The 25,935-nt window shown below is 74.2% G+C and carries 19 protein-coding genes and 2 CRISPR repeat arrays; of the genes, 7 read left to right on the top strand and 12 right to left on the bottom strand.

Translation table 11 applies throughout. The features are described 5' to 3' along the window. Window positions 1-89: 89 nt before the first annotated feature. From ACIRPH_RS00300 to ACIRPH_RS00290, 3 genes are read right to left on the bottom strand one after another with little or no spacing between them, the layout of a single operon-like run. A complete protein-coding gene (locus tag ACIRPH_RS00300) occupies window positions 90-1,100 on the bottom strand; it encodes an ABC transporter substrate-binding protein (RefSeq protein WP_402907446.1) in 1,011 nt (336 codons plus the stop codon). Then, a complete protein-coding gene (locus tag ACIRPH_RS00295; RefSeq protein ID WP_402907443.1) occupies window positions 1,081-1,908 on the bottom strand; it encodes an ABC transporter ATP-binding protein in 828 nt (275 codons plus the stop codon). The genes ACIRPH_RS00300 and ACIRPH_RS00295 overlap by 20 nt, the downstream gene beginning before the upstream one ends. Then, window positions 1,908-2,948: a FecCD family ABC transporter permease gene (locus tag ACIRPH_RS00290; RefSeq protein ID WP_402909415.1), complete on the bottom strand. Its 1,041-nt coding sequence runs from the start codon at window positions 2,946-2,948 to the stop codon at window positions 1,908-1,910. Before ACIRPH_RS00290 ends, ACIRPH_RS00295 begins: the two co-directional genes overlap by 1 nt. A 352-nt stretch (window positions 2,949-3,300) precedes the next feature. On the opposite strand from ACIRPH_RS00290, the gene ACIRPH_RS00285 reads away from it, so the two are divergent. Further along, window positions 3,301-3,885: a hypothetical protein gene (locus ACIRPH_RS00285; protein WP_402907440.1), complete on the top strand. Its 585-nt coding sequence runs from the start codon at window positions 3,301-3,303 to the stop codon at window positions 3,883-3,885. 125 nt (window positions 3,886-4,010) lie between these two features. Continuing rightward, a complete protein-coding gene (locus tag ACIRPH_RS00280; RefSeq protein WP_402907437.1) occupies window positions 4,011-5,489 on the top strand; it encodes a PepSY-associated TM helix domain-containing protein in 1,479 nt (492 codons plus the stop codon). Between the two features lie 267 nt (window positions 5,490-5,756). Here the strand turns inward: ACIRPH_RS00280 and ACIRPH_RS00275 are convergent, their stop codons facing one another. After that, a complete protein-coding gene (locus ACIRPH_RS00275) occupies window positions 5,757-7,211 on the bottom strand; it encodes a PLP-dependent aminotransferase family protein (RefSeq protein WP_402907434.1) in 1,455 nt (484 codons plus the stop codon). Between the two features lie 67 nt (window positions 7,212-7,278). Between ACIRPH_RS00275 and ACIRPH_RS00270 the strand changes: the two genes are divergently transcribed. Next, the gene (locus ACIRPH_RS00270; RefSeq protein WP_402907431.1) at window positions 7,279-7,950 is read left to right on the top strand and encodes a pyridoxamine 5'-phosphate oxidase family protein; all 672 of its coding nucleotides are present in this window, start codon (window positions 7,279-7,281) and stop codon (window positions 7,948-7,950) included. A gap of 264 nt (window positions 7,951-8,214) precedes the next feature. On the opposite strand, the gene ACIRPH_RS00265 is transcribed toward ACIRPH_RS00270, so the two are convergent. The 4 genes from ACIRPH_RS00265 to ACIRPH_RS00250 all read right to left on the bottom strand — a co-directional run bounded on the left by ACIRPH_RS00265 (window position 8,215) and on the right by ACIRPH_RS00250 (window position 11,292). Beyond that, entirely contained in the window at window positions 8,215-9,102 is an 888-nt protein-coding gene (locus tag ACIRPH_RS00265) for a glycoside hydrolase family 19 protein (RefSeq protein ID WP_402907428.1), read from the bottom strand. A 236-nt stretch (window positions 9,103-9,338) separates the two neighbouring features. Further along, the gene (locus ACIRPH_RS00260) at window positions 9,339-9,494 is read right to left on the bottom strand and encodes a hypothetical protein (RefSeq protein ID WP_402907425.1); all 156 of its coding nucleotides are present in this window, start codon (window positions 9,492-9,494) and stop codon (window positions 9,339-9,341) included. A gap of 68 nt (window positions 9,495-9,562) precedes the next feature. Further along, complete coding sequence (locus ACIRPH_RS00255; RefSeq protein WP_402907422.1) at window positions 9,563-9,931, bottom strand: hypothetical protein; 369 nt, start codon at window positions 9,929-9,931, stop codon at window positions 9,563-9,565. A gap of 137 nt (window positions 9,932-10,068) precedes the next feature. After that, window positions 10,069-11,292: an MFS transporter gene (locus tag ACIRPH_RS00250; RefSeq protein WP_402907419.1), complete on the bottom strand. Its 1,224-nt coding sequence runs from the start codon at window positions 11,290-11,292 to the stop codon at window positions 10,069-10,071. A gap of 719 nt (window positions 11,293-12,011) precedes the next feature. Here ACIRPH_RS00250 and ACIRPH_RS00245 point away from each other — a divergent pair. From ACIRPH_RS00245 to ACIRPH_RS00230, 4 genes are all read left to right on the top strand, one after another. Further along, entirely contained in the window at window positions 12,012-12,944 is a 933-nt protein-coding gene (locus tag ACIRPH_RS00245; RefSeq protein WP_402907416.1) for a TauD/TfdA dioxygenase family protein, read from the top strand. A 326-nt stretch (window positions 12,945-13,270) separates the two neighbouring features. Continuing rightward, window positions 13,271-14,323 (top strand): 2-dehydro-3-deoxygalactonokinase, encoded by a 1,053-nt coding sequence (locus ACIRPH_RS00240; protein ID WP_402907413.1) that lies wholly within the window; start codon window positions 13,271-13,273, stop codon window positions 14,321-14,323. Between the two features lie 73 nt (window positions 14,324-14,396). Next, window positions 14,397-15,059 carry a 2-dehydro-3-deoxy-6-phosphogalactonate aldolase gene (locus ACIRPH_RS00235; protein WP_402907410.1) on the top strand — a complete coding sequence of 221 codons (663 nt, stop codon included), beginning with the start codon at window positions 14,397-14,399 and terminating at the stop codon, window positions 15,057-15,059. A gap of 93 nt (window positions 15,060-15,152) precedes the next feature. Further along, window positions 15,153-16,424, top strand: coding sequence for an aminotransferase class I/II-fold pyridoxal phosphate-dependent enzyme (locus ACIRPH_RS00230; RefSeq protein ID WP_402907408.1), 1,272 nt, complete (start codon window positions 15,153-15,155; stop codon window positions 16,422-16,424). 155 nt (window positions 16,425-16,579) lie between these two features. Here ACIRPH_RS00230 and ACIRPH_RS00225 read toward each other — a convergent pair whose 3' ends face one another. The 4 genes from ACIRPH_RS00225 to ACIRPH_RS00210 form a co-directional block, all read right to left on the bottom strand. After that, entirely contained in the window at window positions 16,580-17,941 is a 1,362-nt protein-coding gene (locus ACIRPH_RS00225) for a YeeE/YedE family protein (RefSeq protein ID WP_402907406.1), read from the bottom strand. A 498-nt stretch (window positions 17,942-18,439) separates the two neighbouring features. Next, complete coding sequence (locus ACIRPH_RS00220; protein ID WP_402907403.1) at window positions 18,440-19,369, bottom strand: universal stress protein; 930 nt, start codon at window positions 19,367-19,369, stop codon at window positions 18,440-18,442. Window positions 19,370-19,570: 201 nt separating this feature from the next. Beyond that, the gene (locus ACIRPH_RS00215; RefSeq protein ID WP_402907400.1) at window positions 19,571-21,340 is read right to left on the bottom strand and encodes a hypothetical protein; all 1,770 of its coding nucleotides are present in this window, start codon (window positions 21,338-21,340) and stop codon (window positions 19,571-19,573) included. Between the two features lie 284 nt (window positions 21,341-21,624). Further along, a CRISPR array of direct repeats spans window positions 21,625-22,751; the repeat unit is 29 nt; unit sequence CTGCTCCCCGCGCACGCGGGGATGGACCC. A 130-nt stretch (window positions 22,752-22,881) separates the two neighbouring features. Further along, window positions 22,882-23,709, bottom strand: a complete 828-nt coding sequence (locus tag ACIRPH_RS00210; protein WP_402907397.1) for an alpha/beta hydrolase family protein — start codon at window positions 23,707-23,709, stop codon at window positions 22,882-22,884. A 326-nt stretch (window positions 23,710-24,035) separates the two neighbouring features. Then, a CRISPR array of direct repeats spans window positions 24,036-25,770; the repeat unit is 28 nt; unit sequence TGCTCCCCGCGCACGCGGGGATGGACCC. Between the last annotated feature and the right edge of the window lie 165 nt (window positions 25,771-25,935).

Raw genomic sequence — 25,935 nt, 5'->3', positions numbered from 1 at the left:
CGCGCTGCGAGCGCCGTGCCCGGCCCGCCCGGGGACAGCAGGGGCTCCCGGGGCGGCCCGCTGCCGGGCGCGCCCCGGCCCCGCCGGGGTCAGCCCCGCTCCAGCTCCCGCAGGTACTCGGCGAAACCCTCCAGTCCGTCGATGTTGCGCGGGCCGGAGATGCCCTCGTTGTAGTCCAGGACGAAGAAGTTCTCCTCGACCACCGCCGGGACCTCGGACAGGGCGGGGAACGAGGTCAGGAAGTCGATCTTCTCCCCGGCGGGCTGGTCGCCGTAGTCGAGGATGATGACGACCTCCGGCTCGGCCTCCACGACCGCCTCCCAGCCGACCTGGGTCCACCGCTCGTCGAGGTCGCCGAAGATGTTCTCGCCCCCGGCGGAGGAGATGATGTCGTTCGGTGGCACCTGGCTGCCCGCGGTGAAGGGCTGGTCGGCGCCCGAGTCGTAGAGGAAGACGGGGACCGGGTCGCCCTCGGGCACCTGCTCCTCCACCGCCGCGACCCGTTCCCTGTACCCCTCCACGAGCTCCGTCGCCCGCTCCTCGACCCCGAAGATCCGGCCCAGCCGGTCCAGGTCCGTGTAGAGGCCCTCGAAGGGGGTGACGTGTTCGGGGAAGCCCGGGTAGTTGAAGCAGGACTCGGCGTGCATGAAGCTCTGGATCCCGATGCCGTCCAGGATCTCGGGGGTGATGCCGCGCTGGTCGCTGAACCCGGAGTTCCAGCCCGCGACCACCAGGTCCGCCTCGGCGTCCACGACCGTCTCGCGGTCGAGGAGGTCGTCGCCGAGGAACTCGACGCTCGCGTAGTCCTCCGCCCAGGGGGACTCCTCCACCGGCGGGTTGGCCGGCGGCATCACGTAGCCGTGCACCTGCTCGGCCAGCCCGAGGGCGAACAGCTTGTCGGCGCTGCCGCCCTCGTAGGCGACGGCGCGCTGCGGGGTCGTGTACTCCACCTCCTCGCCGCAGCGCTCCACGGTCACCGTGTCCGCCGCCGCCGAGCCCTCCTGGACCTGGGCGCCGCACCCGGCGAGGAGGACGGAGACGGCCGCCACGGGGAGCACGGACCGCCAGGGGGAACTGCCTTCACGAACGCTGGTCGTCATGGGACGCCTTTCTCGACATCGCGGAGTCCAGGTGGCCTGGACGGGGAGGGAGCCGGTACAGCACTTGGGGGTCGCCGGTCAGGGGGTGGGGCACCACCGAGGCCTCGATGCCGAAGACCTCGCGGAGCAGGGCGGGGGTCAGGACCTCGCGGGGGGAGCCCGCCGCCACCAGGGCGCCCTCGGAGAGCACCCCGATCCGGTCGCAGGCGGCCGACGCCAGGTTGAGGTCGTGCAGGACCACGAGCACCGTGATCCCGGCCCCCCGCACGAGGGACAGGAGTTCGACCTGGTGCCGGACGTCGAGGTGGTTGGTGGGCTCGTCCAGGACGAGCACCCTGGGCTCCTGGGCCAGGGCGCGGGCGACCAGGACCCGCTGGCGCTCCCCGCCGGACAGTTCGAGCACGCCGCGGTGCGCGAGGTGCGCCACGTCCAGGAGCTCCATGGCGTTGCGGCAGAGGTCGCGCTCGCGGGCGCTGAGCGCCTGGTTGCCCCGCAGGTGGGGGGTGCGGCCCAGGGCCACGACCTCCTCCACCGTGAAGTCCAGGTCGCTGCCGCTCTCCTGGGTCAGCGCCGCGACCCGCTGGGCGCTCAGGCGCAGGCTGAGGGAGGACAGGTCCTCCGCCCCCAGCCACACCCGGCCCGCGTCGGGTCGCAGGGCCCGGTACACGCAGCGCAGGGCGGTGGACTTGCCCGACCCGTTGGGGCCGACCAGCCCGACCACCTGCCCGTCGGGGACGTCCAGCGTCAGCGCGCGGACGATCGGTTCGCCGCCGAGTTCGACGGACAGGCCGTCGAGGCGCAGGTCCATCAGCGTCCTCCGAACAGGTAGCCCCTGCGGCGCATCAGGGTGATGAACACCGGGACGCCGATCAGGGCGGTGATGACGCCCAGCGGGAGCTCGCGGGGGGCCGCGGCCACGCGGGACGCGAGGTCGACCCACACCATGAAGACCGCGCCGACCAGCGGGGCGACGGTGAGGACCCGGCGGTGGTCGGCGCCCACGAGCATGCGCACGATGTGCGGGATGACGAGGCCGACGAACCCGATCGCCCCGCTCACCGCGACCATGGCCCCGGTCATGACGGCGGTCAGGGCGAAGAGCCACCGGCGCAGTCGGTCCGTGTCGACGCCCAGGCTGGCCGCCGTCTCGTCGCCCAGCGCCATGACGTCGAGCGGTCGTGCCAGGCCGCGGAGCGTCACCGCCCCGAGGACGACCACCGCCGCGACCACGGGGAGGGAGCCCCAGGTGGCCGCGCCGAAGCTCCCCATGGACCAGAACAGGACCGTGCTCGTGGCCTCGCTGCTGGGGGCGAGGTAGATGATCACGCTCATGACCGCCTGGAACCCGAAGGACAGGGCGACGCCGGTCAGCACCAGGCGCAGCGGTGTCACCCCCGTCCGGGAGTAGGCGATGAGGTAGACGAGGAGGGTGGCGACGAGGGCGCCGAGGAAGGCTCCGGCGGAGACCGCGTAGACGCCCAGGGCCGAGAGGGCCCCGAACACGCCGACGAGGACGGCGCCCACGGAGGCCCCGGAGGAGACGCCGAGGATGTAGGGGTCGGCGAGCGCGTTGCGCACCATCGCCTGGACGGCGACGCCGACGACGCCGAGGCCGGCGCCGACCAGGGCGGCGAGGATCACGCGCGGCGTCCGGATCTGCCAGATGATCTGGTACCGGACGACCTCGTCGGCCTGGATGGTTCCGCCGGTGAGGGCCGCCCACAGGTAGCGCACGGTCTCGCCGGGGGGGACGAGCGCCGAACCCAGTCCGATCGCCAGGACCATCGACACGGCCAGGAGGACGCCGAGCACGACCGCGGCCACCGCGGCGCCGGCGGGGGTGGACAGGCGGCGGACCCGGCGCGGGCCCGCCGGGGCGGGGGTGGAAGCGGAGCGGGGGTCGGGACTGTGTGCCTGCCGTGGTTCGTCCGGGGGGACGGACAGTTGGCGCACCGGGTCTCCCTTCCGATATGCGCGATAATGACAATGGTTATCATTCTAAGCTTGAATTGCACCACTCGCGCACGCGATCGGGGAACGGATTCGCCGGTCCGAAGGGCGAAACGGGTCTGAAAGGGACAAGCGGGCAGAACGTCGGCCCCGCCGGGGGCTCCGTCGAGGGCCTGGGCGCGGGACTCGGCCGAAATCACCCCGCGTACACGTATAGCCACGCCACCGCCGCCCGTGCACAATGGCAGCCATGTCGACGCCCGCCCCGCCCCGGCTGCCGCGCTCAGCGGTGTTCGCGGGGGTGTGCGTGGGCGTCTCCGCCACCGGGCACGGCCTCTCCTCCGGACACGGCGTGCCCCCGCTCGCCCTGGTCCTCGGGGGCGTGCTGGCCCTCGCGCTCGCCCACGGCGCGGCCCGCTCCGAACAGGGCCTGGGCGCGCTCGCCGCCCGGATGCTGTGGGGGCAGGCCGCACTGCACCTGGTGTTCACCCTCGCCTCCCCGGCCGGGGGACCCGCGCCGGGCGGGGCGGGCCACGGGCACGCCGCCGCGCACGGCGCCCTCCCCGACGGCGCGTCCGGCGCCGGGGCCGACATGCTGCTCGCCCACGCCGCGGCCGGGCTCGTGAGCGCGTGGTGGCTGCGCCAGGGCGAACGCGCCCTCTTCGACCTCCTCGGGTTCGTGGACGCGCTCCTGCGGGGAGTGCTCCTCGTCCTCGCACGCCCCCGGCCGTTCGTGCTCCCCGGCCCGCCGCGCTTCGCCCGCACCGGCGTGCCCGCCCCGCGCCCGGGGCAGCGGTGCGTCCGCCTCGTGCGCGGGCCCCCGGCCCTTCCCTGATCGACACCACGACGCCCGCCGCGCGCACCGCGCCCGGCTCCCGCCGACGCCCCGCGCGCCGGCGCCGCCACCCGTGCCCGCGTCCCCCACGGGGGAGCGGGGAGATCAGCAGAAGGCCCCGACCCATGCGAAGAAGCGACACCTCCGACCCCCACGAGCCCGCGGCGGGCGCCCCCGTCCCCGCCGATCCCGCAGCCCCCACCCCCGCCGATCCCGCAGCCCCCGCCGATCCCTCGACCCCCGACCGCACCCTGTGGGCCTCCCTACGCCCCCTGGTCCTACGGATGCACTTCTACGCAGCCGTCCTCGTCGCCCCGTTCATCGTGGTGGCCGCCCTGACCGGGCTCCTGTACGTCTACACGCCCCAACTCGAACAAGCGGTCCACGCCGACCTGCTCACCGTCGAGTCGGCGGACACCGCCGTCCCGCTCTCGCAGCAGGTCGGGGCGGCCTTCGCCGCCCACCCGGAGGCGGAGCCGAGCGCCGTGCGCCCCTCCGGGGGGCCGGGCCTGACCACGCGCGTGCTCTTCGACGCGGAGGGCCTCTCCGCGAGCTACCGCCTGGCGGTCTTCGTCGACCCGCACACGGGCGAGGTCGTCGGCGAGTCGACCAGCTACGGCAGCAGCGCGTCGCTCCCGGTGCGGTCGTGGCTCTCCGAGTTCCACCGGACCCTGCACCTGGGCGACGCCGGACGCCTGTACAGCGAGCTCGCCGCGAGCTGGCTGTGGGCGGTCGCCCTCGGCGGCCTCGCCCTGTGGGTCTCGCGCGGCCGGCGCAACCGCCGCGCCCGCCGCCTGCTCCTGCCCCGGCGCTCGGCCGCCGGGCGCGCCCGGACGCTCTCCTGGCACGGGTCCGTCGGGACCTGGGCGCTCGCGGGCCTCCTCCTCGTCTCCGCGACCGGGCTGACCTGGTCCCAGTTCGCCGGGGAGAACATCGGAGGGATCCGGGGCGCGTTCGGCTGGCAGACCCCGGCGCTCTCCGCGCCCGCCCCCTCCGACCACGGAGGCCACTCCGGTCACGGGGACCACGCGGGGCACGAGGCCGCCGACCCGGCCGGCGAGGTCGACGCGGTGCTGGACACGGCACGCTCGGCCGGGCTGGAGGGGCCGGTCGAGGTCTCCTTCCCGGTGGAGGACGGCGCGCCGTTCACCGTCAAGGAGACCGACCAGAGCTGGCCGGTCCAGCAGGACGCGGTCGCCGTCGACGCGCACGCCGACACGGTGGTCGAGGAGCTGCGCTTCGCCGACTACCCCCTCATGGCCAAGCTGTCCACCTGGGGCATCGCCTTCCACATGGGCCTGCTGTTCGGGGTGGTCAACCAGGTGCTGCTGACCGTCCTCGTCCTGGGGCTGCTGGCGATGATCTTCTGGGGCTACCGCATGTGGTGGCAGCGCCGTCCGACCAGGGACAAGGCGTTCGCGACGGGGCGTCCGATCCCGCGCGGCGCGTGGCGCGCGGCTCCGCCGTGGGCCAGGGTCGGGGTCGTCGCCGTGGCGGTGGCCGTCGGGTACCTGCTGCCGGTCCTCGGGGTGTCGCTGCTGCTGTTCCTCGCGGTGGACCTCGCCGTCGGAGCGCGCCGCAGGAGGATGGCCCGCGCCGCCTGACGGGTCCGGGCCCGGGCCGGCGTCCCGGGCCGGGGGCCGGAGGGGCCGCGTGCCCTTCCGGCCCCCTGCGCCCGGCGCCGCCCGGGCCCCCGGCCCACGGACGCGGGGCGCTCGCGGCCACGCGGCCCGCCGGAGGAGGTCGGGAGGGACCCGGCCCCCACGGTCCGGCGCCCACGGGGAGCACCGCCCGAACCGCTTCCCGGCGGCGGCCCGGCCCCCACGGCCCGGGACCCGCGCCCCTCCTGCGCGCGGCGGCGGCCGGGGGCTTCAGCGGGACGCGGGGCCGCCGGCCCCCGCGCGGCGGCCCACGGCCCCGGCCAGGACCCGGCACGCCCTGCGCAGGTCGACCGGGTGCGCGGCCCCGTAGCCCAGGACCAGGCCGTGGACGGTCGGTTCGCCGTGGCTCGCCCGCGAGGTGTCCTCCACCAGGACGCCCTGCTCCGCGCTCTCGGCCACCACCCCGGCGACCGCGTCGGCCGGCAGCGGCAGCATGACGTGCAGCCCGGCCGTGTCCCCGGTCAGGTACGGGCCCAGGTGGTCGATCAGCGTCCGCCGCCTGCGGGCGTACTCCAGCCGCATGCGGCGCAGGTGCCGGTCGAGGTCTCCGCGCTCCAGCAGCAGGGCCGTCGCAGCCTGGGCCTGGACGCCGGTGCGGTCGGACAGCCGGCTGCGGGTCCCGGCCACGCGTTCGAGCAGGTCGGCGTCGGCGACCAGCCAGCCGATCCCCAGGTCCGGGGACAGCGTCTTGGAGAGGGTGCCGAGCAGGACCACGCGCCCGGGGTCCATCCCGTACAGCGCGGGCAGCGGCGCCACGTCGTAGCGGAACTCGGCGTCGTAGTCGTCCTCGACGACCAGCGCGCCCCGGCTGCGCGCCCAGGCCAGCAGGCGCTCGCGGCGGGGGACCGGAAGGCGTCCGCCGAGCGGGTACTGGTGGGCAGGCGTCGTGTAGACCGCGGACAGGTCGGCGGGCAGGTCGTCGACCACGAGGCCGTCCCCGTCCACCCGGCAGGGGACGACCTCCGCCCCGCGCGACTCCAGGATGTCGCGCGCCCTCTGGTAGCCGGGCTCCTCGACCCCGGCCCGCCCGCCCCGCGCCAGGACCGTCGCGGCGAGCAGGTCCAGGCCGTTGCCCGTGCCGCGGGTGACCAGGATGTTCCGCGGGCCGACCCGGACGCCGCGGGTCCGGCGCAGGTGTTCGGCGAGCGCCTCGCGCAGCCTCGGGAGTCCGCGGGGGTCCGGGTCGTCGTCCAGCGGCAGGGAGGCCGCGTGCCGCCAGGCCCTGCGCCAGGCGGCCCCGTCGTGCGAGCGCACCCAGGGGGCGCCCGGACGCAGGTCGACCATGCCCAGCCGCCTGGCCTCCGCCCGCGACAGGCGCGGCTCGGGCCCCCGCCCCGCCCCGGGCGGCGGACCGCCGCTTCCCGGGGGCGCGGGCGCGCCGGGGGCGGGCGGGGCCGCCGGGGAGGCGTGCTCGGCGACGTAGGTGCCCGACCCGTGCCGTCCGTCGAGCCAGCCCTCGGCGTACAGCTGCTGGAAGGCCTCGGTCACGACGGTCCGGCTGACGCCCAGCTGCGCGGCGAGGGACCTGCTGGAGGGCAGGCGCTCTCCCGGCCTGAGCAGCCCCTCGGACATGGCGCCGCGCAGCGCGCCGGACAGCTGCACGGTGAGCGGCACCGCGCTGGAGCGGTCCAGGCGCAGGGGCGGGTCGGCCGACGGTCGTGACAAAGTGGTCTTCCGTTTCAGTGGGGAAGTGGCTGTGTTCTGGGAGTCCACTTCTTTCTAGGCTAGCCCCATGCTCTCGACCACGGAACGCACCAGACTCGGCCGCGCCAAGCACAAGGCCCGGACCGGGCGCACCGACCTGTACGACCTTCTGGACGCCGGGTCGGTCTGCCACCTGGGGGTCGTCGTGAACGGCGCGCCCATGGTGGTCCCCACCGGTTACGGCCGCATCGGCGACACCCTCTACCTGCACGGATCCACCGGCGCCCGGTCGCTGCGCGCCGGCGGGGAGGTGTGCGTGACCGTGACCCTCGTGGACGGCCTCGTCCTGGCCCGGTCCGCGTTCAACCACTCCCTCAACCACCGCTCCGCGATGATCTACGGCGTGCCGCGCGTGGTCGGGGACGAGGAGGAGTCGCTGGCCGCCCTGCGGGCCCTGACCGAGCAGTTCGCGCCGGGGCGGTGGGACGCCGTCCGCCCGCCCACCGCCAAGGAGCTCGCGGCCACGCGGGTGCTGGCGCTGTCCTTGGAGGAGGCCTCCGTGAAGGTGCGGACCGGCCCGCCCGTGGACGACGAGGACGATCTCGGCCTGCCGGTCTGGGCGGGCGTCGTGCCGGTCCGCCAGGTGTTCGGCGCACCCGAGCCCGACCCCGGTCTCGCGCCCGGGACCCGGGTGCCCGAGCACGTCGCGGCGCTCTCCGGCGCGCTCGCGCGGCCCGGCGGCGCTGCCGGGGCGCGCTGACCCCGGGGCGCCCTCCGCGGGGTTGTGGGGCGGAGGACGACCGCCCGGGCTCTCCCCGGGGCGGTGCGCGGGGCCGGTCGTGCCCCACGGGCCCGCAGGCCCGGGGGGAGGCGGGCGGTCGCGGCTCCGGAACGGTGCGGGGGGGCACGGCCCGGGGCGCCGCCCGGCGGTGCCGGGAACACGGGCGGAGGCGCCCCCGGCGGTGGTCGCCGGGGGCGCCCCCGATCCGATGCGGTCCGCGGGCGCTTCGCCGCGCCCGCCGGATCAGCAGCTCAGGTTCCCCCCGGTGGTGGTGCCGAGGATCTGGGTGAACTCCGTGAACTTGTTGATGCGGCTCTGGACCTGCCCGGGGTTGTTCCCGTTGCACTCCATCGCACCGTTGATCGAGCGGATGGTCTCGCCGAAGCCGTGGCCGTTGACGATGGCGTTGTGGGGCGTCATCGTGCCGGGCCCGCTCTGGGTGTTCCAGTACCAGAGGCCGGTCCGCCAGGCGACCGAGGCGTTCTGCTCGACCAGGTAGGGGTTGTTCAGCAGGTCGATGCCGAGGGCGTCGCCGGCGGCCTTGTAGTTGTAGTTCCAGCTGAGCTGGATCGGACCGCGTCCGTAGTAGGCGGCCTGGCCGGCCGGGCAGCCGAAGGGCTGGTTCCAGTCGCAGTAGTGCGGGTAGTTGGCCTCGTTGGTCTCCCTGATGTGCACCAGCCCGCCGGTCTCGTGGCTGACGTTGGCGAGGAAGGCGGCAGCCTCGCGCCTTCGCACCTCGGTGCTGCCGGTGTTGGCGAAGGCCGGGTAGGAGCTGAGGGCGGTGGTGAGGCCGCTGTAGGTGTAGAAGGAGTTCCGGTTCGGGAACATCTGGTTGAACTGGGCCTCGCTGACGACGAACGAGCCGGGGTTGGGCCCCTCCTCGCCGCCGTTGCCGCAGGCGCCCTGGTCGGTCCAGACGTCGGAGGCGCCGGGGCGCTCGTTCTGCGTCCACCACTTGGCGGTGTAGTTGCGGCCGTTGTAGGAGGCCTGGCTGCCGCCGGTGTAGACGGCGGAGGAGCTCCAGGCGGTGGCGCAGGCGGTGGCGGCCTGTGCGGAGAACGCGGGGAGGACGGTGAGCACGGCGGCGAGCGCGCCGAGCGCCGCCAGTTGGCTCAGGAGACGTCGGATCACGGGGTCACACTCCTAGGGTGCGGCGCGGCGTCCGACCGCGCGCCGCAGGGGGTGCCGCCACCTAAGCAAGGCTGGTCTAGACCTGTCAAGACCTGTGCCACGGATCGTGAGGATACGGTGACGGAACGGCCGGGGCGGGTGTGGGGACCGCCCGCGGCTCCGGGGCGCGGGTAGGAGGTCCCGGACGCACCGCGCCCCCGTCCGCCTCGCGGTGGACGGGGGCGGGCCTTCCTGTGTCAGACGGGGTCCCCGACCCCGCCCTCCGTCTCGGGGCCGGAGCCGAGGGGGTCCCCGACCCCGCCCTCCGGGTCCGACATCGGGTCGTTGATGCCGCCGTCAGGTTCGGTTCCGGCGGGGCCGTCGGTCCCGCCTTCGGGGGTCTGCTCGCCCACCTGTGTCTCCTCGGGTCGTTCTGCGCCGTGCCCGCGCCCGGGGGTCGGGGCGGACGATCGTCATGTGCTCAGCAGCTCGGCAGGCCCGGGATGGGCTCGTTCTGTCCGCCGACGGTGAAGGCCGTCACGGGGATCAGGACTCCGCGGTTGCCGGTGTCGTCATCGGTGCTGGCGTACCAGATGTTGGTGTTGCCGTGTGCGTCGGTGTAAGGCCATGCAGGAAAGCGGTACTGGCAGTAGAAGTAGTGCCTGCCGGCGTAGAGGGTGCCGACCTCGTAGAGAGAGGTGCCGCTTGTGTTGATGCGGTAGCTGCTGATGGTGATCCACGTGTTGTAGTAGTACCGGGCCGCTGCGGCGGCCGGGGACGCGCTGAAGGCCAGGCTCGCGAACATCAGCAGCGTGACGGCGAGGGTGCGGACGGCGCGGGAACGGGTCATGGTGTCCTTGTCGGCTGTCGGGATCCTGCTCCCCTTGTTCCCGGGGGCCGATCGCGGGCAACCGTGGTGGCCGCATCCGGCCGATATCCCCGGAACAGGGCGTGCGGGCCCCCTCGGGGTCAGGGGACACGGCAGGCTCAGGGGGCGCGGCCCCGTTTCGGGCCGCTGGCCAGGGCGACGACGGCGCCGAGCACGGAGAGCCCCGCCAGCAGCAGGAACACGGCGGCGTAGCTGCCCATCGGGCCCGACAGCAGCGCGCACGCCCCCGGGGCCAGCGCCATGGTGAGCATGAGCGGGGTGTGCATGGCGCCGTTGAGCGTGGTGTAGTGCGCCTCCCCCCAGCGGTCCGCCACGGCGGTGGCCTGGAGCAGGGTGAGCACGCCCTTGGCGGAGCCCACCAGTGCGGCGGCGCCGATGACCAGGGCCAGCGGTCCGCTGACCAGGGCGAGCAGGGCGGTCGCCGCCGCGCAGGCCACGAGCACGACCGCGATCCGGTGGACCGATCCGCTGATCCGCGCCAGCGGGGCGTAGGCGAGGCGGCCCAGCACCTGGCCCACGCCCACGACGCCGAGCGCCCAGGCGGCCTCGGTGGTGCCGTAGCCGCGCTCCTGCATGAGGGGGACGACGGCGACCACTACCGCGTACACGGTCAGGGTGCCCAGGGCCAGGGACGTGGTGAGCGCCCAGAACGCGCCGCTGCGCAGCACCGCGCGCACGGCGGTGCGGTCGCGGATCCGGTCCTCCGCCCGGGCGGGGTTCCAGGGCCGGGACAGGGCCAGGGCGTGCAGCGGGACCGCGACCAGGGCCAGGATCAGCGCGAGGGCGAGGTAGGCGCCGCGCCAGCCGACCTGGGCCTCCAGCGCGGCGGTCAGCGGGGCGAAGACGGTACTGGCCAGGCCGCCGACCAGGGTGAGGAAGGTCAGGGCCCGGACCCGGCGCGGCCCGTACCAGCGGGTCAGGGCGGCGAAGGCGGGCGGGTAGGAGAGGCCGGCGACGGCGATCCCCGCCACCTGCCAGGCCGCGCCGAAGAACCACAGGTCGGGGGCCAGGGCGACCCCGGCGATCGCGAGGGCCCCGAGCAGCGCGGCCGCGGTCATCACCGCGCGCGGGCCCCGTAGGCGCAGCCAGCGGGCCACGAAGGGGCCGCTGAGCCCGGCCATCACCTGGGAGCCGGAGAACAGGACGATGACGATCGGGAGGGACCAGCCGGTGTCCTCGGCGATGGCCGGTCCCAGCACGGGGAAGGCGTAGAACAGCACTCCCTGGCTGACGGTGACGGTGACGCACAGGGCGGCCAGCGCCCCACGCGCCTCGGTGCCGGCCGGTCGCCGTCTCCGTGGGCGCGGGCGCCGATAGGTCATACGCGCCACCCGCCCGACGACGGCCGGGAGCGGGTGAAGGGCTGGGGAACGGAGGCACGGTTCCATCGCTCTTGCACGGGGGGACTCCTCCCCCTGGAAGGGGCAGATCCAGGGATCGAACGAACAGGTGACGCGTTCATGTGCATATCCCCTTCACTACACCGAGTATTCACCGAATGACCATCTGTCGTTTGCCTGGCATTCCAGGTTCTTTGCGGTCAACCTGCGACGATCCCCGCCGTCCGGTCATTCACTGATACGCCCGGGTTTGTTGTGTCCCGCGGGCCCGGTGGGACTCCGGGGGGTACGGGTTCCTGTCGGCGGAGGGCATTGACGGGGCCGCCCCGATGCCCCACTGTCGGTCGTATGGACGCCCTCCCGTCGAACCGCCCGACCGCCCGCCGGTCCGCCCGGCCCGACCGGAAGCGCCGCGGCACGCCGGGGCTCATCCTGCGCCGCGGCCGCCTGGGCTCCCCTCCCCGATCCTGACCCGCGTCCGGCCCCTGCCCCCGTGGCGGTGTTCCGCCGGCGACCGCGGGGCGGGGTCCGTGCCCCGCGTCCTGCCCCCGCGTCCGGGGGCGGGTCCCTCGCGCCCCCTGTGCCGGCGGTCCCCGCCGTGAACCCGGCCTCCCTCCCCTGATCGGCCGCCGCCCGGCGAGCCTCGGGTCCTTGTGGACGTCCTCCGTTTATCCTGTTTCCCCATCGGAAAGGTATGGAATATGACTGCGATGACCGAGACCACGGCGGGGCTGCGCGACAGCGCCGCGGTCGACACGGCGCTCGTCGAGGGCCCGCGCACACTGCGCCGCCTGCCCGAGGGCGCGCCCGCCGAGCCCTACGGCCTGTTCGAGGTCCGCCCGCTCGGCGCCCTCATCGGCGCCGAGATCCACGGCGTGGACCTGCGGGAGGAGATCGGCGAGGAGCTGCGCGCCGAGATCCACCGCGCGCTCCTGGAGTACAAGGTCGTCTTCTTCCGCGACCAGCCCATCGACTCCGCGCGCCAGAAGGCCGTCGCCCGGATGTGGGGGGAGCTGGAGACCAACCCGTTCATCGACCAGGGGGACGACGCCCACGTCGCCCGATTCGCCAAGGGCGGGACGCCTCCCAGCTACGAGAACGTCTGGCACACCGACGTGACCTGGAGGGAGCGGCCCGCCATGGGCGCGATCCTGCGCCTGGTGGAGGTCCCGCCCGTGGGCGGCGACACCCTGTGGGCCGACATGGCCGCCGCCTACGACAACCTGCCCGATTCCGTCAAGGAGCGCATCGAGGGCCGCACCGCCGTCCACGACGTCATCCCCGGGTTCTCGCGGTTCCTGGACGAGCGCAGGCTCCTGGAGTGGCAGGACCGGTTCCCGCCGGTCGAGCACCCCGTCGTGCGCACGCACCCCGAGACCGGGCGCAGGACGCTGTTCGTCAACGTCTCCTTCACGACCCGCATCGTCGGGATGGAGCGGGCCGAGAGCGACGAGGTCCTGCGCTTCCTGTTCCAGCAGGCGCACGCGCCGGAGTTCCAGGTGCGCTTCCGGTGGGAGCGCGACTCGGTCGCCTTCTGGGACAACCGCGCCACCCAGCACTACGCGGTGAACGACTACCACCCCCACCCCCGGATCGCCGAGCGCGTCGCCATCGTGGGGGACCGCCCCTTCTAGAAGGAGCCCGGCCCCGGCGGGAGGGCCGCCGGGGCCGGGGGAGACGCCCGCCGGTCGGGCCGGGCGGGCCCGCGGCCCCGTCGCGACCGGCGGGGCCGGTGCGGCGGGTCGCGGGCGCTCCCGGCCACCGGGGGACGGCGCTCGCCCCGAGGGGCCGACCCGGCAGGGGCCGTGCGCCGTATCCGGAGAACGCGGGGGACACGCCCCTGTTCAGAGCCGCCTAGTCCTATGATCATCCCTATATGTGGGACGGTGTTCGACAAAGTGGGACGCCTCGCGTTACCTGTCGGCGTACGGCCAGACCACGGCACGACGGAACGGATGCGATGGACGACTACTCGGCTGCCCGGCTCGTGGCGCTGGACTGGGGCACCAGCTCCTGCCGCGCCTACCTCCTGACGGAGGACGGAACCGTCCTCGACCACAGGTCCACCGACGACGGCGTCATGCGCGTCACCGCCGGCGCGCGCGAGGCGGGCCACAGCAGGGAACAGGCCTTCGACCGGGCGCTGCGCTCCCTGTGCCTGGACTGGGCGGAGGCGGCGCCCCGGGCGCTGCCCGTCGTCGCGAGCGGCATGGTCGGCAGCGACCAGGGCTGGGCCGGGGCGCCCTACGTCGAGCTCCCGGTCGACCCGCTGGCGACCGCCCTGCCCCTGACGAGGGTCGAGTCCTCCCTGGGCCCGGTCCACATCCTGCCCGGCCTCACCGCCCCGGGTCCCCTGCCCGGCCTCCTGCGCGGCGAGGAGACCCAGGTCGTCGGCGCGCTGCTCGCCGACGGCGCGGGGGACGCGGCCGGCGGGACCGGCGGCGGGCGCGAGCGGACCGTCGTCCTGCCCGGCACCCACGCCAAGTGGGTGCGGCTGCGCGGTTCCGTCGTCACCGGCTTCACCACCCACATGAGCGGCGAGGTCTACGCGCTGCTCATGGAGGGCAGCATCCTCGGCCGCCTCGCCCGGCCTGCGGAGGGCGACCGGTGGGAGGCCTACGAGCGCGGCCTGGACGTGGCGATGGGCCCCGAGGGGGACCCCGGGCTCCTCGGAACCCTCTTCTCCGCCCGCTCCCTCGTCGTCACCGGCAGGCTCAGGCCCGACCAGGTCGGCGACTACGTCTCCGGCCTCGTCATCGGCAGCGAGGTCCGCGGCGAGCTCCGCGGCGGCGCGGACGCGCCCGGCACGGGCGACGTCCTCCTCCTGGGGACCGACGACCTGTGCGACCGCTACGAGCGCGCGCTCTCCCGGGCGGGCGTGGCCTCCGCCCGGGGCGCCACGGGGACCACCCCCCGCGCCCTGGCCCACCTCGCCCGGCGCGCGGGACTGCTCGGCGACGGCTCCGGCACGGCCGGACCCGGCGCCGCGGACCGCGCACCCGCATCCCCCTGACGACCCACGCCCCGTCCGCGCGGCCGGTGGAACACCGGCGGGACCGGACGGCCGGACGACCCACGGAGAGACCATGACCGACACACGCCGCCCCAGCGGGCTCATCGCCATCCTGCGCGGCCTGGCCGCCGCCGACGCCGCCCGCGTGGGCGCCGCCCTCTACGAGACCGGGATGCGCACCCTGGAGGTGCCCCTGAACTCCCCGGACCCCCTGCGCGCCATCGAGGTCCTGCGCGAGGAGCTGCCCGACGACGCCCGGGTGGGCGCCGGGACCGTCCTCACCACCGCGCAGGTGCGCTCCGTGCACGACGCGGGCGGGCAGATCGTGGTGTCGCCCAACGTCGACGCCGACGTCGTCCGCGCGACCGTCGGGCTGGGCATGGACTCCTACCCCGGCGTGGCCACGGTCACCGAGGCGTTCACCGCCGTGCACGCCGGCGCCCGCGCGGTCAAGCTCTTCCCCTCCACCCAGGTGGGCATCGACGGCATGAAGGCCTGGCGCGCGGTGCTGCCCGCCGACCTCGAACTCGTCCCCGTCGGCGGCATCGGCGCCGCCTCCCTGGGCGCGTGGGTCGAGGCGGGCGCCACCGGCTTCGGCATCGGCTCCGCCGTCTACCGCCCGGGTATCGCCGAGGAGGAGATGGTCGCGGTCGCCGCGGAACTCGTCGGAGCCTGGGACGAGGCGGCCCCCCGACTGCGCCCGCTGGGGACCGGCGGCCCCGCGACCAGCCGCTGAGGCCGCGGAGGGGCCCCGGGCGGTGAGCGGCGGCCCCTCCCTTCTCGGTATCCTCGGCAGCGCCCCACGACGTATCCGCGAGAGGACTTCACCATGACCACCGAGCAGAGCCACGACGCCCTGGAAGGGCAGTTCGAGCGGGCCAGGAAGGACTACGCGGACCTGGCCGCACGCGGCCTCTCGCTGGACCTCACCCGGGGCAAGCCCGCGCCCGAGCAGCTGGACCTCTCCGAGGCCCTGCTCGGCCTCCCCGGAGACACGCACACCGCCGCCGACGGCACGGACGTGCGCAACTACGGCGGGCTCCAGGGCCTGCCCGAGCTGCGCGAGATCTTCGCCGGGGTCCTCCAGACGCCGGTCGGACAGCTGCTCGCCCTCGGCAACTCCAGCCTCGAACTGATGCACGACAGCATCGTGCACGCCCTCCTCGGCGTCCTGCCGGGCTCCGAGCGCCGCTGGGTCGACGAGGAGCGCATCGCCTTCCTGTGCCCCGTCCCCGGCTACGACCGCCACTTCGCCCTGTGCGAGCGCTTCGGCATCGAGATGATCCCGGTCGCGATGACCCCCGAGGGCCCGGACATGGACGAGGTGGAGCGCCTGGCCGCCGCGGACCCCGCGGTCAAGGGCATCTGGTGCGTGCCCAAGTACAGCAACCCGGACGGCGTCAGCTACAGCGACGAGACCGTGGCCCGCCTCGCGGCCATGCCGACCGCCGCCCCCGACTTCCGGATCTTCTGGGACAACGCCTACGCCGCGCACCACCTCACCGACGAGCCCGTCGAGATCGCCGACGTCCTCGCGGCGTGCGCCGACAGCGGCAACCCCGACCGGGTGTTCGTCTTCGGGTCCAGCTCGAAGATCACCTTCGCGGGCTCCGGCGTCGGCTTCTTCGGCTCCTCGCCCGCCAACGTCACGTGGCTGCTCGCCAACAACAGCAAGCGCTCCATCGGCCCCGACAAGGTCAACCAGCTGCGCCACGCGCAGTTCCTGCGCGACGAGGCGGGCGTGCGCGCCCACATGGACCGTCAGCGCGACCTGCTGCGGCCCAAGTTCGACGCCGTGCAGCGGATCCTGGCGGCGGAGCTCGGCGGCACCGGCCTGGCCACGTGGACCGAGCCCAAGGGCGGCTACTTCGTCACCCTGCGGGTCCAGGACGGCTGCGCCAAGGAGGTCGTCCGCCGGGCGTCCGAGGCGGGCATCGTGCTCACCCCCGCCGGCGCCACCCACCCCTACGGCGACGACCCGGACGACGCCACCATCCGCATCGCGCCCAGCTACCCCGGCCAGGAGGACCTGGAGCAGGCCATGCACGGCCTGACGGTCTGCGTGCGCCTGGTGGGGCTCGAGAAGCAGCTGAAGGGCTGAGGCAGGGGGCGGCCGACGGCCGCCCCCGCCCGTCACGCCCCCGCCGGGGGCGTGGCGGCCCGGGCCCGCCATGACCCCGGCCCCCGTTCCCGTGGAACGGCGACGGCCCCGCCCGCGTTCGCGCGGGCGGGGCCGTGGGGGCCCTGGGGGCCGGGTCAGCAGACGCTGTCGCCCGGCTTGGGCACGCCCAGCCCGAACAGGGTGCGGGCGCGCAGCCCGGCCCAGGTCCCGGCCAGCGCGAAGACCGCCCACAGCCACCCGTGCAGGCTCCCCGAGCCGATCCCGGCCAGGTACGCGCCGATGTTGCAGCCCCCGGCCAGGCGGGCGCCGATGCCCATCAGGACGCCGCCCGCCAGCCCGGCGGCGACCAGGTTCCAGCTCAGGCCGGTGTGCAGCTTCCACGTCCCGGCGGCCCCGGCGGCCACCGCCGCGCCGAGGATGATCCCGATGTTGGTGAGGCTGTTCTTGTCCTGGAGCACGGGGCCGGCCAGCTGCTCGGCCTGGGCGGGCTGGCTCCAGAACGCCCAGGTCTCCGGGTGCAGGCCGACCAGCTGCAGGGCCTTGGCCCCCCACAGGTTGAACGCCGAGGTGATGCCCCAGGGGCCGCCGGAGACCACGAGAACGGCGGTGCCGAGCACGGCCAGGACCAGCGCCCCGGCGATCAGCGGCCAGCTGCCGCGCACCACGCGCAGCGCGCCCCGGGCCGAGGGCGGGGCGCCCACGGGCGGCGGGACGCGGCGGTTCTGCACCGCCCGGGTGCCCACGACCAGCGCCGCCAGCAGGGCGATCGTGATCGCCCAGGAGCCGCCCCAGCCGACGTGGTCGGAGAGCAGGAACGGCGGCAGCGCGGGCAGGTCAGCGACCAGCGGCCACGCGGCGCTGTAGATCACCGAGCCGGCGATGAACCCGATGAGGGTGATGACGATCGCGGACTGGCCGGAGCCGACCGCGAAGAGGGTGCCCGAGGCGCAGGCGCCGCCGAGCTGCATGCCGATCCCGAACAGGAACGCCCCCAGGAACAGGGCGATGCCGATGGGGCCGGCCGACGGCGCCGGAGCGCTGCCGAACAGGCCGGTTCCGGTGCCGATGACCAGGGCGAACAAGGTCGCGGTCGTGCCCAGCAGCAGGGCGTGCGCGCGCAGGCCCGTGCCGTTGCCCACGGCGAGGAACTGCCGCCAGGCGGAGGTGAAGCCGAACCGCGAGTGGAACAGGGTGAAGCCGAGGCCGGTGCCCAGCACGAGCAGGACGGCGGGCAGCGCGCCGTGGGTGTTCCCCACGTAGGCGGCCAGCGCGAGCGTGACCGCCAGGGCGATGCCCAGCGGCCACCAGCGGACCGGTTCCGCCTCGGCGGCCCGGGGCGGGGGCGCGGAGAGGGTGGGCCGCCAGGTCAGGGCGAGGGCGGGGGAGACGGTCGCCGTGGCGGCGCCGGAGGCCGACCCGGGGCCGTCGGCGGCGGGGCCGCCGACGGTTCCCACCGAGTCGGTATTTCCGGGCGGTGAGGTGGGGTTAGTGGTCATGCGGGTGCTGTCCAAACCATGCGGTGGCGGGGAACGGCGGCGGTCCTGGGGCGGACCGGGGCCGTGGAACAGGGATGACTGCGTCCGGGAGGACGGGGCCGGTGCCGGGCGCGGGCGCCGGAGAGGAGGCGGGGGAGGGCCCCGGGCCTCGTGTCAGCGCACGCCGTCGCGGCACCGGCGGCGACAGAGGCCGTCATCGGTGCTCGTCAGCGACATGGAGATGAGAACCATGCGCAGGAAACGGGCTGTATCGGACACGGCGAACATTCTAGGACACAGGACCCATTTGGCAACGGGCGGGCACCGTGTGACGCGCCACCACGGGGCCGAGGGGGCGCCGGGGCCCGGCCGTGCGGTCGCGGAGGAAGCCGGGGCGGGGGCGGGGCGGAAGCGGGGGAGGGGCGGCCCCGCCCCAAGCGCAGCCGCGCGCCCCGGGCGGGGCCGCCCCCTCGGGCCGGGCTCCGCGCCGCCGGACGCGGCGGGCCGGGCCCGCCGCGCTCACTCCGTCGCGTCCACGCCCTTGGGCAGCACCACGACCGGCACCGTGGCGCTGTGCAGCACCCCCTGGCTCACCGATCCCAGGATCAGGCCCCGGACGCTGCCCCGGCCGCGCGAGCCGACCACGATCAGGTCCGCCTCGGAGCCCGCCTCGACCAGGGCGTCCACCGGGTTGCGCTCGGTGCGCACGACGGTGACGTCCACGTCCTCGGTGCTCTCGTCCATGACCTCGGCCAGCACGCCCGAGACCAGCTCCTCCGAGCGCCGGTCCAGCAGGTCGTCCGGCGGGGTCCATCCGGCCGCGACCAGCGACTCGGTGGCGAACGGCATCGGGACCTCCCAGCTGTTCACCACCACGACCGAGGTGGCGCCGCCGCGCACGGCCTCGTGCAGGGCGAAGCCCAGCGCGCGCCGCGAGTCCTCCGAACCGTCCACGCCCACCACGATCCTTTGGGAGTCGCGCAGGGGCGGGGTCTCGCCCTCCGGGGCGGGGACGACGACCACCGGGCACTCCGCGCGGGAGGCCAGGCGCACGCCCGCCGAACCGGCGAGGGCGGAGCGGACCGGTCCGAGCCCGCGCGTGCCCACGACCACCAGGTCGTGCGGGCCGGTGCGGTTCAGCAGGGCGAGCGGGGGCTCCTCCAGGGCGAGGACCGTCTGCACGTCCACCTCCGGCCGGAGGGAGCGCGCGTGCTCGGCGGCCTCGGCCAGGATGCGCCGGCCCTGGTCGGCGATCTCCTCCGACGCGGGGAAGCGCGTCGGCCCGGTGTAGACGGACATCACCAGCGGCATGGACAGGGCGTGCACCACGTACAGGGGAACACCCCGCCTCGAGGCCTCGGCCGTCGCCCACTCCAGCGCCGACCGCCCGGTCGGCGATCCGTCGACCCCCACCGCGACCTTGGGGGATGGTAGCTGCTCGTCCGCCATGAAACCTCCTTCGTCCGGGGATGTCGGATCCCCCGTCGAGACTGCCGTACCCGGGATCCCCCGCCCCAACAGTCCCGTGGCGTGGCGGGAAATTCGTCACACCGGACGACTTGCGCCCCGGGCCCTCCGGCCCCCGTGCGGCCCGGGACGGGGGCCGAAGGACCCGGGGTGCGGTTCACAGGGCCCGGGGCGCGGCCGGTCCTACACCGCGCCGGTGTGCGCGTCCAGCCCGGCCCCGATCAGCTTGAGCGTGGGCCGGTGGTCCACCACGGCGGCGAGCCTGACCAGTTCGGCGTGGGAGGTCCCGTCCCCGATCCGGCCCAGCGCCGTCGCGCACGCGTTGGCGAGCGCCGGCCTGTCCGGCCCCTGGCCAGGGGCCCTGACCAGGGACTTCTCCAGCAGCGCGCCCAGCCCGCTCGCGGTGTGCGCGTGCCCGGGGAGGAAGGACAGGAGCCGTACGAGGCCGCGGACGGCGATGTCGTTGAAGCGGTCGTGCCGGAGGCCGTTCTCCAGCGGCAGCGAACGCGGTTCCCCCACCAGGGCCAGCCAGCCCAGCACCCGCTCCCGGAACTCGTCCGCGTCGACCTCCGCGAGCAGCGTCCGGCCCCTCCTCTCCCAGGTGGCGCTCGGCCTGCTCGCCTTCGCCGTCGCGGCGTGCGCGACCAGGTCGCGCCACGCGTCCGGGAGGCCGGCCAGCTCGGCGAGCGCGTGGTCCGTCCACTCGTCGCCCGCGTTGAGCACCGGGTGGGCGGTGAGCAGGCGCACGACCTTGCCCAGGGGCACGTCGGACCCGTAGCCCTCGCCCCAGTAGCGCCGCAGGGTCCGGCCGAAGCCGACCGGGACGTCGCGCCCGGAGGCCAGTTCCACCCAGACCATGTGGACACAGCCCTGCCCCCAGAAGGTCGCCGCCGTCGCGGCCGACAGCGCCTCCTGGCGCGTGTGCGCCATGAGGTCGTCGGGGCGTCCCGGGGCGAGCATCGCGTGCATCCTGGCGATCCTGTCCCGCCGCGGCCACGAGTCCGTCGCCCCGTACAGCTCGACGCAGACCTGTGCGAGGCGGTCCCGGAGGTCCCCGGGCAGGGTCGGGAGCAGCCTCGCCCCGCCGAACTCCTTGTCCGCCACGACCATCTCGCACGCCGCCGCTGCGTCGACCGGGAGGACCTCGCGCCACATGGCCTCGAACTCCTCGGACAGCGTGAGCCCGCCCGGGAGCGGGGGGAAGAGGAGCGCCGCCTCCAGCCACAGGGTCAGCTCCGTCCTCTCCGGGGTCCGCGCCTTCTCGCGGAGCGAGCGGGCCCCACCCGCGAGCCGCTCCCGCACCTCCGGGGGAAGGGCCCGCAGGCCGGACATCACCCGGAGGAACGAGTCGGAGGCGAGCACTGCCCCCACCTCCGCGGAACCGTCGCGCCCGAGGACCTCGCGGACCACGGGTTCGAGGTCCTCGAACCGCAGCAGGTTCAGCTGGTAGTGCGAGAGGGCCGTGTGCAGCCAGAGGACGCTGTTCCTCCGCTCCGGCGTCCGCGCGGCCCCGTGGAGCTCGGCCAGGGCGTCCGTCAGGCGGTGCCTGTACCACTCGGGGAGTCCCCGCAGGCGCTCCGCCGTCCGGCGGGGGTCGGCGGCGGCGAGGGCGGTCTCGCAGGCGTCGGCGATGTCGTGGAAGGAGGCGGCGACCAGGACCTCGATCTCCAGGTGGTCCTCCTCCAGGAAGTCCAGCCGGCGCCCCAGCAGCGCGGTGTGCAGCGCGAGGACGGCGTCCCGCCGTTCGGGGGACGCTGCCTCCCTGTACAGCTCGACGCAGTGGTGCGCCAGCCGCCTCACGGCCTTGGTGGGGAGGTCGGACAGCCCCTTCGCCGCGTGCGGGAAACCCGGGTGGGCGAGGGCCCGTTCGCACGCCCCGGCGGGGTCGTCGCGTTCGACGTCGGCTAGAACGGCGGCGGGGAGTGGGGGCGCCTCATGTGTCGCTTGCGTCATGCGCCGACCCTAGGGACACCTGCCGACAGGGCGTATCGGCTCAAAGGAGGAGAGGGGTTGTGGGAGCCGGCGGGAGCTCGCGGGGCGAGGACGGGGCTGTACATTGGGCTTTCGCGCCACCGGGACGGGATGATTGCACGCGGCGCGGCCCGGCTCGTCGGAGGAAAACATGCTTACTCGCGCCTTTGAATCCCCGAAGGGCGCTATGTCCTTGGTGTCGGTTTTTCGAGAAGTTGGAAAATCGGCTGCTTACCGCTGGTAAGTTTGCTGGTCATCTTCTCTCTCTGCTCCCCGCGCACGCGGGGATGGCCGCGCCGCTCGGCGAGTACACGGTGGGCGACGACTCTGCTCCCCGCGCACGCGGGGATGGCCCCCTGCCCTCCGAGGAGCAGCACGCCCTGGTCCACTGCTCCCCGCGCACGCGGGGATGGCCCCAGCGGACGCCCGACGGCTCCGGCGGACATGCCCTGCTCCCCGCGCACGCGGGGATGGACCCCGGCACGCACCCCTGCGCACCGACATGGCCACCTGCTCCCCGCGCACGCGGGGATGGACCCTGCATGTCCTGACGCAGACGGGCCAGGAAATCCTGCTCCCCGCGCACGCGGGGATGGACCCAGGAGAGACCCATGATCCCGATGTCCGGGTTCCTGCTCCCCGCGCACGCGGGGATGGACCCGACTTCCGCGACGAGCTCTTCGAGCTGTGGGCCTGCTCCCCGCGCACGCGGGGATGGACCCTCAACAACCAGTTGGGCATGTACGTCCTCCGCCTGCTCCCCGCGCACGCGGGGATGGACCCCGGAACGGGATCTCGCGCGGGGCCGGTGAGCTCTGCTCCCCGCGCACGCGGGGATGGACCCTTCGAGTGGTCGCAGGAGGGCGTGCTCCGGCGCTGCTCCCCGCGCACGCGGGGATGGACCCCACGGTCGTGTTCACCCCCGCCCCCACGAAGGCTGCTCCCCGCGCACGCGGGGATGGACCCAGGAGAGACCCATGATCCCGATGTCCGGGTTCCTGCTCCCCGCGCACGCGGGGATGGACCCAGTCGCTCGACGTCGCCGTCTAGGCGGCTCAGCTGCTCCCCGCGCACGCGGGGATGGACCCCGCGATGTGCCCGCGCTCTCGGTTCTGCGTGTCTGCTCCCCGCGCACGCGGGGATGGACCCACCAGTTCTGCGGGTGCTCCCGCCATCTGGTCCTGCTCCCCGCGCACGCGGGGATGGACCCGCGCGGATCTAGGGTGCGCGGTGCAGGAAGCTCTGCTCCCCGCGCACGCGGGGATGGACCCAGCGCTGTTTGGCTTCCGAGAACGTTGTCACGCTGCTCCCCGCGCACGCGGGGATGGACCCGGCACCCTGCCCGACGCCGCCGACATCATCACCTGCTCCCTGCGCACGCGGGGATGGAACGAGACCTGCCTTGGAGCTGTTGTCTCAAGAGCCTGCCCGCGCTTCGTGCGGGCAGGCTTCCGTTTGCGCAGCATCAACGCGCCTCAGGACAGGGGGCGCCACCAGCCTTGGGAACGCTTACCCACCGCTGCTCACTGCGTCGCGAACCGCCGGACGAACCACCGGGTAAGAACCCCGTCGACCGCCGCCGTCGTGGGCAACTGGGGAGCCGGTTCCAACCCGGGCTCATCGGCCAGCGGGTGGGCCAGGTCCGGCACAGTCGCCAGCTCGATCTCATCCGGACGCGCGTACCGCCCACGAAGTGTCTTGACCAGGGAGAAAGCATCTTCGCGCAATGCCGGGTGGTCGCGCTCGCCGCTGACCAGCAGCAGCGGGGGCTCTCCGCTCAGCTCGCCGGCGCGGCCGACGAAATCCAAATCGTCGGCCGCTCTGCGGGATTCGGCGGTCCAAACGTAAGGCTGGTCGAGCCCGGTCGCGAGAAGTTCGACCGCCGCGCTCACTCGCACAGCGGGATTGACGAGCGCGACCGCCCCGATCGGCGTCGGCGGGGCTGTGAGCACTTGCAGAGCCACCGCCCCGCCAAGCGATGCACCGAGGATGCCGATCGGCTGGTCGTCGACCGGTAGCTGACGGCGCAGCTCGGCCAGCGAGGCCGGGAACTCCTCTACGGCCTGGTGGACGATCGGTCCGAGGTACGCCAACAGGATGTCTTCGCGAGCGAGTTCAAGGTGTCTGTCGAGACGACCATCGACCATACGCGGACCACACAGCGGCATACCCAGGTGGACCCGCCAGGAAGGAACACCGGCCATGGGCAGTGCCGCTGCGAAGGCTGCGTCCGTTCGGGGAGCGTCCAGCATGTGCCAGGTCACGATCAACGGCGCACGGTCGTTGCCCGTCCCGGACGGCGGGAGGGCTGTGAACGGCACGCCTGCGGCTGTACCGGTGATCGCATCCATACACACTCCTACGGCTTTCGGGGGTATGTCGCCAACCGTAGGGGAGCTCTACCGGGCGCGGACGCCCTTTCTGCTGCGGGCAGACCTCCGGGCTCCGACAACGGGCCGAGATGCGCGGGCAAGCAGGCCCGATGGCTCGGCCCTGTTTCCTGTGCACTCGGGGGTGGGTCTGTGTCTCCTGGTAGGTGTGGCTGTGGGTGTCGAATAGAGATGGTGTGCGGTAGGAAGGAACTACACAGGAACACCGACCGGTGGGCGATATGTCTGTTTCTCAACAACGTGCAAATTTGAGCGGTTGCTGGGGATGAAGGTGCAGGTCAACGAGCTGCTCCCCGCGCACGCGGGGATGGCCCGCACCTGACTCCTCCGATCTCCCGACCCCTGACCTGCTCCCCGCGCACGCGGGGATGGCCCCGGGACGTTCATCGGCGGGGAGGTTCCCCAGCTCTGCTCCCCGCGCACACGGGGATGGCCCCGCCTGGTCGACCTGCTGGCCGGTGGGCCCGTCGTGCTCCCCGCGCACGCGGGGATGGACCCCAGGACGCCTACGACGGGTCGCTCATCCCGTTGTGCTCCCCGCGCACGCGGGGATGGACCCAACGCGGCCTTCAGCCTGCTCTCCATCAGCTCGTGCTCCCCGCGCACGCGGGGATGGACCCGGACAGAACCTGCATCCGCTGGTCGGGGTGGCCTGCTCCCCGCGCGTGCGGGGATGGACCCGGTGTGTTCGGTGACGGAACCTTCTTCGCCGTCTGCTCCCCGCGCACGCGGGGATGGACCCGGCCGGAAACGCCTGTGGCGCCCGGCTTTGGCCTGCTCCCTGCGCACTCGGGGATGGACCCAGCGCGATCGGGTCCCCGGCCGCGACCTCCGGCTGCTCCCCGCGCACGCGGGGATGGACCCAAGTACGGGGTCCGCTTCAACCCGCCCCGACACTGCTCCCCGCGCACGCGGGGATGGACCCGCCAGGGCCGGGACGTCGGGGCGGCCCTTCTGGTGCTCCCCGCGCACGCGGGGATGGACCCACCTGGTCATAGTGCTCGATCTCCGGCTCCTCGTGCTCCCCGCGCACGCGGGGATGGACCCGCCTCCCAGAAGGTCCGCGAGTACACCGACGCGTGCTCCCCGCGCACGCGGGGATGGACCCTCGACGCCTGGCAGGCCACCATCGACTCCGGCGTGCTCCCCGCGCACGCGGGGATGGACCCTACGTTCCGTCATGTCGACCGTGCAACTCGGCGTGCTCCCCGCGCACGCGGGGATGGACCCAGCGGACCCGGGTCGCGAACGGCGAGACGAAGGTGCTCCCCGCGCACGCGGGGATGGACCTCCGCCGGGGATCGGCAGGTGCGCTTCCATCCAGTGCTCCCCGCGCACGCGGGGATGGTTCCGAGCCGAGCGCGTCACGGGCCACCAGCTCCAGCTGCTCCCCGCGCACGCGGGGATGGACCCCAGATCCGGCGGGTCGCCCGCCAGGTCGTGGCGTGCTCCCCGCGCACGCGGGGATGGACCCACTTTGGACAACGACGGTGCGGAGCTGTACGACTGCTCCTCGCGCACGCGGGGATGGACCCTGCAAGGTGCTCAAGATCTGGCCCACCGTGAACTGCTCCCCGCGCACGCGGGGATGGACCCGTGCCGGGCACTCTGGGCTCCGTCCAGGAGTGGTGCTCCCCGCGCACGCGGGGATGGACCCCACGCTGCGGCGGGGGTGCCGTAGGTCTCGGCCTGCTCCCCGCGCACGCGGGGATGGACCCCCGGAGAACGCTGGTTTGACAGGCACCCACGCCTGCTCCCCGCGCACGCGGGGATGGACCCCGGACCCGACCACGACCAGGTGTGGGGCCCGCCTGCTCCCCGCGCACGCGGGGATGGACCTCGCCGTAGACTCCCTGGACTACATCGGAGAACTGCTCCCCGCGCACGCGGGGATGGACCCACCAGGTCGCCCGGACGCTCCTGCCCCTTCGACTGCTCCCCGCGCACGCGGGGATGGACCCAGGCCCGGTTGGCCGACCTCGAAGTGATGAACCTGCTCCCCGCGCATACGGGGATGGGCCCAGTTGCCCTGGTTCCGCTCGTAAACCCCTACACCAGCACAGCACGGACAGGAGAGGATGGAGGGCATGCCGATGAGGGAACGCGTACTTGTCACCATCACCCTGCTCAGTCTCGTTGCCCTGGTCCTCGTCACGGTCATGACCGAACTCATGTGGGTGAACATCC

Origin of the sequence: Nocardiopsis sp. NPDC101807, assembly GCF_044766605.1 — a bacterium.
GTDB classification, from domain to species: domain Bacteria; phylum Actinomycetota; class Actinomycetes; order Streptosporangiales; family Streptosporangiaceae; genus Nocardiopsis; species Nocardiopsis tropica.
This window is presented reverse-complemented; position numbering and strand designations above follow the sequence as displayed.